Consider the following 10,772-nt stretch of genomic DNA (forward strand, 5'->3'; position numbering starts at 1 on the left):
GCCCCATTATTGAGGGCGCAGCATTATAACACCGCAACTCGCATATGGGTAGAAAAAATAAACGACTCATATCGAGCCGATATTTGAACCTCGATTTGAGGAACGCGACATTCTAAGGAATTGTTCACCCGGTAGCAATCGTAATCTGCGCACTTCTTCAGCTTAATGGCGGTTATTCTGTTAACCTGAAGCCGTGTCGCAGAAAAACGGCAGGAAAAACCTCGCCGTTGGTGCAGAAAAAACGCTTCAGAGGTAAAGCTGCGCAGCGAGCGCATTATGCTGCATCACCAGTTTGTCCAGCTCCAGCGAAGTTAACCGGCCTTTATCCACGACTATCCTGCCATTGATAATGCTGTAGGCCACCGTTCCGGGATTGCAGAAGACCAGCGCGGCCAGCGGATCGTGCCCTGCCCCGGCCAAACCGGGCTGGTTAAGATCGAAGATGGCGAGATCCGCCATCATGCCGGGCGCTATGGCACCGACGTCGTCACGGTTCAGCACTTTAGCGCCGTTGAGCGTAGCCAGCTCCAGCGCCTGTCTGGCCGTCATTGCGTCCGGGCCAAAACCCACACGCTGCAGAAGCATCGCCTGACGCACCTCCGCTATCATATCCGCTGTATCATTGGAGGCGGAACCGTCCACGCCCAGTCCGACATTCATCCCGGCATCCAGCATTTTCCTGGCCGGCGCGATGCCGGAAGCCAGCCGCATATTGGAACAGGGGCAGTGCGCGATGCCGGTGCCGGTGCGAGCGAACAGCTCAATGCCGTAATCATCCAGTTTTACGCAGTGGGCATGCCAGACATCGTGCCCCACCCAACCCAGTTCTTCCACATACTGTGCCGGAGTGCGGTTGAATTTCTCCCGACTGTATTTAACGTCGTTATCGTTCTCGGCCAGATGGGTATGCATCGAAACCTTATAGCTGCGGGCCAGGCTGGCGGACTCCTTCATCAAGTCCTGACTAACCGAAAAAGGCGAACAGGGGGCGACGACGATACGCAGCATAGAACCCTGAGTGGCATCATGGTAGCGCTCGATCAGCCTTTGGGTATCTTTTAAAATCGCCGCCTCGTTTTCAACCAGCGCATCCGGCGGCAGCCCTCCCTTGCTCTGCCCTACGCTCATGCTGCCGCGGCTGGCGTGAAACCGCATGCCCATTTCGCTGGCGGCTTCAATGCTGTCATCCAGGCGACAGCCGTTAGGGAAGAGATAAAGATGATCGCTGGAGGTGGTGCAGCCGGAGAGGATCAGCTCCGCCATTGATAGTTTGGTAGAGACGTGGATCATTTCCGGCGTCATCTTTTGCCAGATGGGATAAAGGTTAGTGATCCACTTAAAGAGTTCGCCATCCTGTGCGGGAGGAATGACGCGCGTCAGGCTTTGGTACATATGATGATGCGTATTGATCAGGCCGGGAATAACAATATGCCCTTTCAGGTCGATGACTTCATCTGCCTGAGTCGGCAGCTCTTCGGCTTTACCTACCGCGGCGATGGCATTGCCTTTGATCAACACGCTGCCGTGGCGGATCTCCCGCCTTTCCCTATCCATCGTAGCGACCAGATCGGCGTTTTTTAACAACAGGGTGCGCTCGGGATTAGCTGACTGAGGACGTTTTTTTATAGCTGATGAGGGGCCAGCGGCCAGTAGCTTTGAGGAAGCGGCGAGTAACGGTAGCGTCAGCAGCAACCGGCGAGTGGAATCGGGTTGATTATGCATAATGGCTTTCCATGTCGTTGACGGGATCAGGACACTTTGCCTTATGCGCCCTGTTTTAATTATCCAGCTTAACTGAACAAAAAAACATCTTAAGCTTTTTATCAGGCGCAGACCTGATCTCGATCAGTACCGGGGAAAACTGCGAAGGAAGAGAATTTTTACGGCGGAAAGAAAAAACCCCCGACAAGCGGGGGTTTTTTACCGAGAAAGGATCCTTACAGAATCGCTTTCTCTACAACGCGAACCAGGGTCCAGGACTTGGTCTTGGACAGTGGACGGCATTCGCGGATTTCAACCACGTCGCCGATACCACATTCATTGTTCTCGTCATGTACGTGCAGTTTAGTCGTACGCTTGATGAATTTACCGTAGATAGGGTGTTTCACAAAACGTTCGATAGCTACAACAATGGATTTCTCCATTTTGTCGCTAGTCACACGACCTTGCAGAGTACGGATTTTATCGGTCATTACGCACCCGCCTTCTCAGTCAGTAAAGTCTTAACGCGTGCAACATCACGACGCACTTGCTTCAACAGATGAGTCTGTTGCAGCTGGCCGGATGCTGCCTGCATGCGCAGGTTGAACTGCTCACGCAGCAGGTTAAGCAGCTCAGTGTTCAGCTCTTCAACGCTTTTCTCACGCAGCTCTGTTGCTTTCATTACATCACCGTCTTAGTTACAAAGGTGGTTTTGATAGGCAGTTTTGCTGCTGCCAGCTTGAATGCTTCACGGGCCAGCTCTTCCGGAACACCGTCCATTTCATACAGGACTTTACCAGGCTGGATCAGGGCAACCCAATACTCCACGTTACCCTTACCTTTACCCATACGCACTTCCAGCGGCTTCTCGGTAATTGGTTTGTCCGGGAATACACGGATCCAAATTTTACCTTGACGCTTAACTGCACGGGTCATAGCACGACGTGCGGCTTCGATCTGACGAGCAGTCAGACGACCACGGCCAACAGCTTTCAGACCGAAAGTACCGAAGCTAACATCCGTACCCTGCGCCAGACCACGGTTGCGGCCTTTGTGCACTTTACGGAATTTTGTACGCTTTGGTTGTAACATCAGCGACTCTCCTTACTTACGGCCTTTACGCTGCTGCTTTTTAGGTTGAGCAGCCGGTTCCGGTTGTTCAACAGCAGCCATACCACCCAGGATCTCGCCTTTGAAGATCCATACCTTAACGCCGATTACACCATAAGTGGTGTGCGCTTCAGAGGTGTTGTAGTCAATGTCAGCACGCAGGGTGTGCAACGGCACGCGGCCTTCACGGTACCATTCGGTACGCGCGATTTCAGCACCGCCCAGACGGCCACTAACTTCAACTTTAATACCTTTAGCGCCCAGACGCATTGCGTTCTGTACAGCACGCTTCATCGCACGACGGAACATCACGCGACGCTCCAGCTGAGAAGTGATGCTGTCAGCAACCAGTTTAGCGTCCAGTTCCGGTTTACGGACTTCGGCGATATTGATCTGTGCAGGCACGCCAGCGATATCCGCTACGACCTTGCGCAGTTTTTCTACGTCTTCGCCTTTCTTACCGATCACGATGCCAGGACGAGCGGTGTGAATGGTCACACGGATGCTCTTAGCCGGACGCTCGATAACGATACGAGATACGGACGCTTTAGCCAGTTCTTTAGTCAGGAACTGACGAACTTTAAAGTCGCTGTCCAGGTTGTCAGCGAATTCTTTGGTATTGGCGAACCAGGTAGAGTTCCAGGGTTTAACAATACCCAGGCGAATACCATTAGGATGTACTTTCTGACCCATTGCTAGTCTCCAGAGTCTCAGCGATCGGACACAACCACAGTAATGTGGCTGGTGCGCTTCAGGATGCGATCTGCACGACCTTTTGCACGCGGCATAATGCGCTTCATGCTTGGGCCTTCGTCTACGAAGATCTTCGTGACTTTCAGATCATCAATGTCCGCGCCATCGTTGTGTTCGGCGTTAGCAATGGCAGATTCCAGTACTTTCTTGACCAGTACAGCCGCTTTCTTGTTGGTGTAGGTCAAAATGTCCAGAGCCTGCGACACTTTCTTACCGCGTACAAGATCTGCTACCAGGCGAACCTTCTGGGCAGAAGAACGAGCGTGGCGATGTTTAGCGATAGTTTCCATCTCTTCCTCCTGTTAGCGTTTCTTGGCTTTCTTATCAGCAGTGTGACCGCGATAAGTACGAGTCGGTGCAAATTCACCCAGTTTGTGACCGACCATTTCGTCGGAAACAAAGACAGGAACGTGCTGACGACCATTATGGACAGCGATGGTCAAACCGATCATGTTAGGGAAGATCGTTGAACGACGGGACCAGGTGCGCAAAGGCTTCTTGTCTCCGCTTTCCACCGCTTTCTCTACCTTCTTCAGCAAGTGCAGGTCAATAAAAGGACCTTTCTTGAGAGAACGTGGCATGGCTTATCCTCTAAAATTATTTGCTACGGCGACGTACGATAAATTTATCAGTACGCTTGTTGCTACGGGTCTTCTTACCTTTAGTCTGCAGGCCCCAAGGTGATACAGGGTGCTTACCAAAGTTACGACCTTCACCACCACCGTGCGGGTGATCGACTGGGTTCATCGCAGTACCGCGAACGGTAGGACGAACACCGCGCCAACGAGCTGCACCGGCTTTACCCAGAACGCGAAGCATGTGCTCGGCGTTACCGACTTCGCCCAGGGTCGCGCGGCAGTCAGATTCGACTTTACGCATTTCACCAGAACGCAGACGCAGGGTAACGTAGGAACCTTCACGCGCAACGATCTGCACGTAAGCACCAGCGGAACGGGCAATCTGACCGCCTTTGCCTGGTTTCATTTCTACGTTGTGTACGGTGGAACCCACTGGGATGTTGCGCATCGGCAGGGTGTTACCCGCTTTGATCGCCGCATCAACGCCAGACTGAATCTGGTCGCCAGCTTTCAGGCCTTTAGGGGCCAGGATGTAACGGCGCTCGCCGTCTTTGTACAGAACCAGTGCGATGTTCGCAGAGCGGTTCGGATCGTACTCAAGACGTTCAACGGTAGCCGGGATACCATCTTTGTTGCGTTTGAAGTCAACAATACGGTAAGCCTGCTTATGACCACCACCGATATGACGGGTAGTGATGCGACCATTGTTGTTACGGCCACCGGATTTGCTGTTCTTTTCGATCAGCGGGGCAAATGGTTTGCCCTTGTGCAGCTCCGCGTTCACCACTTTAACTACATGGCGACGACCCGGAGATGTCGGTTTACATTTAACAACTGCCATTGTTCTTCTCCTCCGACTTACTCAGCGCCGCCGACGAAGTCCAGATTCTGGCCTTCTTTCAGGGTGACGTAAGCTTTTTTCCAGTCGTTACGACGACCAATACGCTGTCCGTGACGCTTCATTTTCCCTTTAACAACCAGGGTGTTCACGTCTTCTACTTCCACTTCGAAAAGTTTCTGTACAGCGGCTTTGATTTCTGCTTTGGTCGCGTCTTTAGCAACTTTGAGAACGATGGTGTTAGTTTTTTCCATCGCAGCAGACGCTTTTTCAGATACGTGCGGCGCGCGCAGTACTTTCAGCAGACGTTCTTCACGGATCATGCCAGCATCTCCTCAACTTGCTTAACTGCATCAGCAGTCATAACGACTTTGTCGAAGGCGATCAGGCTAACTGGGTCGATACCCGCTGCATCACGTACGTCAACCTTGTACAGGTTGCGAGCGGCCAGGAACAGGTTCTCTTCCAGTTCGCCAGTGATGATCAGCACGTCTTCCAGCGCCATGTCTTTCAGTTTCTCTACCAGCAGCTTAGTTTTAGGCGCTTCCAGAGAGAACTGCTCGACAACGATCAGACGATCTTGACGTACCAGCTCGGACAGGATGCTTTTCAGCGCGCCGCGGTACATCTTTTTGTTAACTTTTTGACTGTGGTCCTGTGGCTTTGCAGCGAAGGTCACGCCACCGGAACGCCAGATCGGGCTCTTTGCAGAACCTGAACGCGCACGGCCGGTACCTTTCTGGCGCCATGGCTTTTTGCCAGAACCAGTTACTTCAGCACGGGTTTTCTGACCGCGAGTACCTTGACGGGCACCTGCTGCGTAAGCAACAACAACCTGATGTACCAGCGCTTCGTTGAAATCACGACCGAAGGTAGTTTCGGAAACAGTCAGCGCGCTTTGCGCGTCTTTCAATACTAATTCCATTGCTATCCCCTTACGCCTTCACAGCTGGTTTAACAATCAGGTCGCTACCGGTTGCGCCGGGAACTGCACCTTTAACCAGCAGCAGGTTGCGCTCAGCGTCAACACGTACTACGTCCAGGCTCTGAACGGTTACGCGCTCATTACCCAGCTGGCCTGCCATTTTCTTGCCTTTGAATACTTTGCCCGGAGTCTGGTTCTGACCGATAGAACCCGGAACGCGGTGAGACAAGGAGTTACCGTGGGTAGCATCCTGAGTACGGAAGTTCCAGCGCTTAACAGTACCGGCAAAACCTTTACCTTTAGATGTACCAGTCACGTCAACTTTTTTCACGTCAGCGAAAACGTCAACGTTGATGCTCTGACCTACGGTGAATTCTTCGCCTTCGGCGGTACGGAATTCCCACAGACCACGGCCAGCTTCTACGCCAGCTTTAGCAAAATGGCCTGCTTCAGGTTTAGTCACGCGGTTAGCTTTTTTAGCGCCGGTGGTTACCTGGATAGCAGTGTAGCCGTCGTTAGCCAGGTCTTTAACCTGAGTCACGCGGTTTGCTTCAATTTCGATCACGGTTACTGGGATAGATGCGCCGTCTTCAGTGAAGACGCGGGTCATACCCACTTTTTTACCGACTAAACCAATCATTGTTTCAACCTCTCAATCGCTCAATGACCTGATTAACCCAGGCTGATCTGCACGTCAACACCTGCAGCCAGATCCAGACGCATCAGAGCATCAACCGTTTTTTCAGTTGGCTCAACGATGTCAACCAGACGCTTGTGAGTGCGAATTTCATACTGATCGCGCGCATCTTTGTTGACGTGCGGGGAGATCAGAACGGTAAAGCGCTCTTTGCGGGTCGGCAGAGGAATTGGACCACGAACCTGCGCACCAGTACGCTTGGCAGTCTCAACGATTTCTGCGGTCGATTGATCGATCAGACGATGATCAAACGCTTTAAGACGGATACGGATTCTTTGGTTCTGCATGAGACCAGAGCTCCAATTATTTATAAACGAAAAAAATTACTACTCGCACCCATTACGATTGATGGGGGAGTGTAATCGTCTGCACATAACTCCCCGATTGGGAGTATTGTCAGGGAGCTAATTGCTCGCCTGCGGTTCAGATTGAACCGGGCCGCCATTTCTGACAGGCCCGCGCATTATACGTACATGACGCGGCTTTGCAAGGTATTTCCTGGGGGTGCTGTGTTTTGAACGGCGTGGTGAAGAGAGATGAAGCAAAGGTGAGAGGGAGGATGCCGCTGAAGTTACTGTTTCAGCGGCGTCTATTTTTTCAACAGCATGGTTACTCTACTTTGATTTGCGACTGCAGATAGTTCGGCACGCCGATTTTGCCGATAAGCTCGAGTTCAGTTTCCAGGAAATCTATATGGTGTTCTTCGTCTTCCAGGATGGCAATCATCATATCGCGGCTGACATAGTCGTGAACCTGATCCGCATAGGCGATAGCTTCGCGCAGGTCTCTGGCGCCTTCCAGCTCCAGCGTTAAATCCGAGCGCAGTATCTCTTCTACATCCTCGCCGATCCGCAACTTGCCCAGATCCTGCAGGTTTGGCAGCCCTTCAAGAAAAAGAATACGCTCTATGTACTTATCCGCATGCTTCATCTCGTCTATCGACTCGTGGTATTCGATATCGTTCAGGCGCGTCAACCCCCAGTTTTTGAACATCCGCGCGTGCAAAAAATACTGATTGATGGCAACCAGCTCGTTTCCCAACAGTTTATTTAAATGACTTATGATTTTGGCATCGCCCTTCATTTTGCATCCTCCGCTTCCGGTTACTCTGATCCTGGATGCACTAAACGCGGAAGTCAAAAAAGCAGGACAAAATGCAGGGGTTTATCAGGCGATCTCTTTATACAGCGGCATTGGCGCGTTTTGCAGCTCTTCGTCCAGGATCTCGCGCGCGGCGCGGATGCACTTGCCGCACTGATTGCCAATGGGCATAAATTTGCGCAGTTGCTGAAACGATTGAGGATAATACTGGCGCACCGCCTGACGGATTTTTTTGTCACTAATACCATTACACAAACAAACGTACATGCTCAGCTCCGCTTAAAATTTGCGCAAAGTGTAAATGAGAATAATTACGATTTCAAGCGTTTTCAGGGAGGATAAAACAGGGCAAAGCGTTCGCAGGATTAGCCGCCCTGCCCTGGTTTTAATGCGGCTTTTAGCCTTCTGGCATCATGGTGGACTCCGGTATGCGCCTTGCCGATTCTTCGCCAGTTATTTGCCCGCTCGCCCCGGCCATAGCCAGCGGCTCGGTTAAGGCCGATAGCGAACCACCGGCAAGGCCAACCTCTTTCAGTAAAGAATCGATCAGTGGTGCCTGGGTTCGATAAGTCAGCGCTGCGGAAAGCGCCTGCTCTGCGAGGTTATTGCCGCTGGTGCCGCTTTCAGCGCCCGTGCCGCCACGATTCAGGCCATCAATCTGGATAATTTTGATGCCGTCGATGGCTTTCATTGGCTCAGCAGATTTGGCAATAACTTCAGGCAAAGACTGCAACAGCGCCAGCCTGAATTTCAGGCTGGTCTGCTCATCTGAAAGCACGTTAATGGCATCGTTAATCGCCCGCTGGGCCTCCGCTTCCGCCAGGCCTTTTTGGCGGGCGGCCTCCGCCAGCTCGATAATTGCGGCGGCCTGCATTTCTGCCGCTTCTTTCTCTGCCTTCGCCTGCACGGTCAGCTCCACCGCTTTGGTTTCCGCATCCTGCGCTGCGGCGATTAAAGCCACCTGTTTTGCACGGTCTGCTTCCGCCGTTTGACGTGTGGTTTCTACATTTTGCTGCGCGCGCACCGCTTCCGCCCGCGCATCGCTGGCCCGTGCCTCTGCCTGGGATTGCTGTTCCGATTTAGCGGCAATGGCTATAGATTTCGTTTGGCTGGCTATTTCAGTGACCTGCTGCTGCTCGATCTCTTTTATCCGCACTTCACGCTCCGCTTCTACTTTGCGCGTGCGGACAGCCTGCTCGCGTTCTATTTCGCTTTCCTGAATTTGCCGCTCGGCCAGAATACGCGTTTGCTCCGCCTCACGATGTCGCTCAGCTTCAAAGGCGGCAATTTTGGCGTTCTGCTCGGCAGTGCGGGTTTTTACCTGCTGCTCCTGCTCAAGCGTCATAAAGGCTTCCTGCTGTTCAATCTCCAGCTTGCGCGACAGGGCGTCACGGTTCTTTTCACGCACGGCGACTTCCACATCCTGTTCAACCTCGTTGCGCTCACGACGACGTCGTTCTGTTTCCTGCGTCAGTTTAGTCAGCCCCTCGGCATCAAAGGCATTGTTGGGGTTGAAGTGAACTTTTTCCGTCTGGTTAAAGTTGGTTAACGAGACGCTTTCAAGCTCCAGGCCGTTTTTTGACAGGTCTTCCGCTACGGTGTTCTGCACGCCCTGTACAAAATTCTCACGGGTATCCTGAAGTTCATGCATGGTCATTTGTGAGGCGGTTGCGCGCAGCGCATCCACAAATTTGTCTTCAACCAGTATACGCAGGTCTTCTGGCGAAAGCGTACGCTGACCCAGTGTTTGGGCGGCAGTCGCAATGCCCTCTACTGAAGGTTTCACCCTGACGAAAAATGCCACCACCACATCGACGCGCATACGATCTTTAGTGATTAAGCTGTCGGTCGCGGAACGGCTGACTTCAAGCTTGAGGGTGTTCATATTGATAGGGATAATTTCATGAAAGATGGGCATTACGATGGCGCCGCCGCTCATCACAACTTTCTGACCGCCAAGGCCGGTACGCACAAATGCCTGCTCCGCAGAGGCGCGCTGATAAAGTCTGGCAAAGATAATACCGATAACAACAACTACCATAACCGCAATCAATGCGGATACCATCCATGATGGCAATATATCCATTACATCGCTCATTGTATCCTTTCCTTAGGTTATTAACGTTTTTATAAAACATCGGGCCAGGGATTCAGTTCTGCTAAATATCGCGTGGCCGAAAGCCGGCAAATAATAAGCACTCTGTCCCCTTGATGAAATTCCTTACCCTCTTCTGGTTCCAGCAACAGATAATGCGTCTGGCCAAACTTATCGGTGAATTTAGCCTCACAGGGTAAACCTGCCCTGCCTGCGTGCCCGGTAACCACGGCCATACAGCCAATATAATCTTTTTCATTGATAGCGCTGGTTTCGTCATGCGGCAGCCAGGGCGCAATTGCTTTGCCGGTATAGTGCGCGGCAATGACGGAAAAGATCAGGGTTAGCGGCACAAGCAGGAGATTGCTCAGAGGAACCTGCCAGAAACTGACCCAGCCCTGCTGGGCAAGCAGGCCAAATATGCCGAAGTAACCCGCCAGCAGGCAGAGCGCCGCCAGAGCAGGCAAGCGCCCGATATTCAGGTAATGGAGGATCTGCCCCACATTGCCATTGCTTAAGGTTTCATAATCTTCCAGATGGGCATCCAGCGCGCCGGAAAGCAGCTGGCCGAAAATAAGCGCAATAACTTCCAGCACTAAGATAAGCAAGACAAATGAGAGGGCAAAAAGATAAGGTCCGTTATAGGGCGAAAATAAATTCATCTCTCCACTCCTGTAGAGATAACCCGTAGGGTTAGCAATAAAACTCTTCCCGTGATCCTTATGTTTATATCATATTCCTGGCCAGAACAGAGCTACAGACTAACGTTTTTGTGATGCGTCATCCAGGATAAAATGTTGCTTGAAAAGCGCCCATAAAAAAAGAGCACCGAAGTGCTCTTTTTATCAGCTTTAAATTATCAACAATTAAGAGATAACTTTAGCAACAACGCCCGCGCCAACGGTACGGCCGCCTTCGCGGATTGCGAAACGCAGACCGTCGTCCATTGCGATTGGGTGGATCAGGGTAACAAC

The 10,772-nt window shown here is 51.9% G+C and carries 17 protein-coding genes; all 17 read right to left on the reverse strand.

Annotated elements, in window-relative coordinates; translation table 11 throughout:
* Positions 1 to 246 precede the first annotated feature (246 nt).
* Positions 247 to 1,722: an 8-oxoguanine deaminase gene (locus ACETPC_RS23145; RefSeq protein ID WP_380184801.1), complete on the reverse strand. Its 1,476-nt coding sequence runs from the start codon at positions 1,720 to 1,722 to the stop codon at positions 247 to 249.
* 215 nt (positions 1,723 to 1,937) lie between these two features.
* Positions 1,938 to 2,192: a 30S ribosomal protein S17 gene (gene rpsQ, locus ACETPC_RS23150; RefSeq protein ID WP_380184802.1), complete on the reverse strand. Its 255-nt coding sequence runs from the start codon at positions 2,190 to 2,192 to the stop codon at positions 1,938 to 1,940.
* Positions 2,192 to 2,383 carry a 50S ribosomal protein L29 gene (gene rpmC, locus ACETPC_RS23155; protein WP_025902044.1) on the reverse strand — a complete coding sequence of 64 codons (192 nt, stop codon included), beginning with the start codon at positions 2,381 to 2,383 and terminating at the stop codon, positions 2,192 to 2,194. The genes rpsQ and rpmC overlap by 1 nt, the downstream gene beginning before the upstream one ends.
* A complete protein-coding gene (gene rplP / locus ACETPC_RS23160; RefSeq protein ID WP_002438716.1) occupies positions 2,383 to 2,793 on the reverse strand; it encodes a 50S ribosomal protein L16 in 411 nt (136 codons plus the stop codon). Before rplP ends, rpmC begins: the two co-directional genes overlap by 1 nt.
* A 12-nt stretch (positions 2,794 to 2,805) precedes the next feature.
* On the reverse strand, positions 2,806 to 3,504 hold the full coding sequence (rpsC, locus tag ACETPC_RS23165) for a 30S ribosomal protein S3 (protein ID WP_002919766.1): 699 nt from the start codon (positions 3,502 to 3,504) through the stop codon (positions 2,806 to 2,808).
* A gap of 17 nt (positions 3,505 to 3,521) precedes the next feature.
* Positions 3,522 to 3,854 (reverse strand): 50S ribosomal protein L22, encoded by a 333-nt coding sequence (gene rplV, locus ACETPC_RS23170; RefSeq protein WP_000447532.1) that lies wholly within the window; start codon positions 3,852 to 3,854, stop codon positions 3,522 to 3,524.
* A gap of 12 nt (positions 3,855 to 3,866) precedes the next feature.
* On the reverse strand, positions 3,867 to 4,145 hold the full coding sequence (rpsS, locus tag ACETPC_RS23175) for a 30S ribosomal protein S19 (RefSeq protein ID WP_013204132.1): 279 nt from the start codon (positions 4,143 to 4,145) through the stop codon (positions 3,867 to 3,869).
* A 16-nt stretch (positions 4,146 to 4,161) separates the two neighbouring features.
* Positions 4,162 to 4,983 (reverse strand): 50S ribosomal protein L2, encoded by an 822-nt coding sequence (gene rplB, locus ACETPC_RS23180; RefSeq protein ID WP_380184803.1) that lies wholly within the window; start codon positions 4,981 to 4,983, stop codon positions 4,162 to 4,164.
* A 17-nt stretch (positions 4,984 to 5,000) separates the two neighbouring features.
* Positions 5,001 to 5,303: a 50S ribosomal protein L23 gene (gene rplW / locus ACETPC_RS23185; RefSeq protein WP_380184804.1), complete on the reverse strand. Its 303-nt coding sequence runs from the start codon at positions 5,301 to 5,303 to the stop codon at positions 5,001 to 5,003.
* On the reverse strand, positions 5,300 to 5,905 hold the full coding sequence (gene rplD, locus ACETPC_RS23190) for a 50S ribosomal protein L4 (RefSeq protein ID WP_336144229.1): 606 nt from the start codon (positions 5,903 to 5,905) through the stop codon (positions 5,300 to 5,302). Before rplD ends, rplW begins: the two co-directional genes overlap by 4 nt.
* A 10-nt stretch (positions 5,906 to 5,915) precedes the next feature.
* Positions 5,916 to 6,545, reverse strand: coding sequence for a 50S ribosomal protein L3 (rplC, locus tag ACETPC_RS23195; RefSeq protein WP_380184805.1), 630 nt, complete (start codon positions 6,543 to 6,545; stop codon positions 5,916 to 5,918).
* Positions 6,546 to 6,577: 32 nt separating this feature from the next.
* Positions 6,578 to 6,889: a 30S ribosomal protein S10 gene (rpsJ, locus tag ACETPC_RS23200; protein WP_001181005.1), complete on the reverse strand. Its 312-nt coding sequence runs from the start codon at positions 6,887 to 6,889 to the stop codon at positions 6,578 to 6,580.
* Between the two features lie 322 nt (positions 6,890 to 7,211).
* On the reverse strand, positions 7,212 to 7,685 hold the full coding sequence (bfr, locus tag ACETPC_RS23205; protein ID WP_380184806.1) for a bacterioferritin: 474 nt from the start codon (positions 7,683 to 7,685) through the stop codon (positions 7,212 to 7,214).
* A gap of 84 nt (positions 7,686 to 7,769) precedes the next feature.
* Entirely contained in the window at positions 7,770 to 7,970 is a 201-nt protein-coding gene (gene bfd / locus ACETPC_RS23210) for a bacterioferritin-associated ferredoxin (RefSeq protein ID WP_380184807.1), read from the reverse strand.
* Positions 7,971 to 8,100: 130 nt separating this feature from the next.
* Positions 8,101 to 9,801 carry a flotillin family protein gene (locus tag ACETPC_RS23215; protein WP_380184808.1) on the reverse strand — a complete coding sequence of 567 codons (1,701 nt, stop codon included), beginning with the start codon at positions 9,799 to 9,801 and terminating at the stop codon, positions 8,101 to 8,103.
* Between the two features lie 29 nt (positions 9,802 to 9,830).
* Entirely contained in the window at positions 9,831 to 10,460 is a 630-nt protein-coding gene (locus ACETPC_RS23220; RefSeq protein WP_380184809.1) for an OB-fold-containig protein, read from the reverse strand.
* 204 nt (positions 10,461 to 10,664) lie between these two features.
* A partial coding sequence (locus ACETPC_RS23225; RefSeq protein ID WP_380184810.1) for a hypothetical protein occupies positions 10,665 to 10,772 on the reverse strand: 108 nt, incomplete at its 5' end.

The organism is Pantoea sp. sgz302252, from assembly GCF_042610525.1.
GTDB lineage: Bacteria > Pseudomonadota > Gammaproteobacteria > Enterobacterales > Enterobacteriaceae > Erwinia.

Excerpts from the sequence above, each read along its gene's own strand:
- rplP (WP_002438716.1), bottom strand. The coding sequence starts at position 2,793 with ATGTTACAACCAAAGCGTACAAAATTCCGTAAAGTGCACAAAGGCCGC.
- rplC (WP_380184805.1), bottom strand. The coding sequence starts at position 6,545 with ATGATTGGTTTAGTCGGTAAAAAAGTGGGTATGACCCGCGTCTTCACT.
- rplD (WP_336144229.1), bottom strand. The coding sequence starts at position 5,905 with ATGGAATTAGTATTGAAAGACGCGCAAAGCGCGCTGACTGTTTCCGAA.
- rplW (WP_380184804.1), bottom strand. The coding sequence starts at position 5,303 with ATGATCCGTGAAGAACGTCTGCTGAAAGTACTGCGCGCGCCGCACGTA.
- rplV (WP_000447532.1), bottom strand. The coding sequence starts at position 3,854 with ATGGAAACTATCGCTAAACATCGCCACGCTCGTTCTTCTGCCCAGAAG.
- rpsC (WP_002919766.1), bottom strand. The coding sequence starts at position 3,504 with ATGGGTCAGAAAGTACATCCTAATGGTATTCGCCTGGGTATTGTTAAA.
- rpsJ (WP_001181005.1), bottom strand. The coding sequence starts at position 6,889 with ATGCAGAACCAAAGAATCCGTATCCGTCTTAAAGCGTTTGATCATCGT.
- rpsS (WP_013204132.1), bottom strand. The coding sequence starts at position 4,145 with ATGCCACGTTCTCTCAAGAAAGGTCCTTTTATTGACCTGCACTTGCTG.
- ACETPC_RS23220 (WP_380184809.1), bottom strand. The coding sequence starts at position 10,460 with ATGAATTTATTTTCGCCCTATAACGGACCTTATCTTTTTGCCCTCTCA.
- rplB (WP_380184803.1), bottom strand. The coding sequence starts at position 4,983 with ATGGCAGTTGTTAAATGTAAACCGACATCTCCGGGTCGTCGCCATGTA.
- rpsQ (WP_380184802.1), bottom strand. The coding sequence starts at position 2,192 with ATGACCGATAAAATCCGTACTCTGCAAGGTCGTGTGACTAGCGACAAA.
- ACETPC_RS23215 (WP_380184808.1), bottom strand. The coding sequence starts at position 9,801 with ATGAGCGATGTAATGGATATATTGCCATCATGGATGGTATCCGCATTG.
- bfr (WP_380184806.1), bottom strand. The coding sequence starts at position 7,685 with ATGAAGGGCGATGCCAAAATCATAAGTCATTTAAATAAACTGTTGGGA.
- ACETPC_RS23145 (WP_380184801.1), bottom strand. The coding sequence starts at position 1,722 with ATGCATAATCAACCCGATTCCACTCGCCGGTTGCTGCTGACGCTACCG.
- bfd (WP_380184807.1), bottom strand. The coding sequence starts at position 7,970 with ATGTACGTTTGTTTGTGTAATGGTATTAGTGACAAAAAAATCCGTCAG.
- rpmC (WP_025902044.1), bottom strand. The coding sequence starts at position 2,383 with ATGAAAGCAACAGAGCTGCGTGAGAAAAGCGTTGAAGAGCTGAACACT.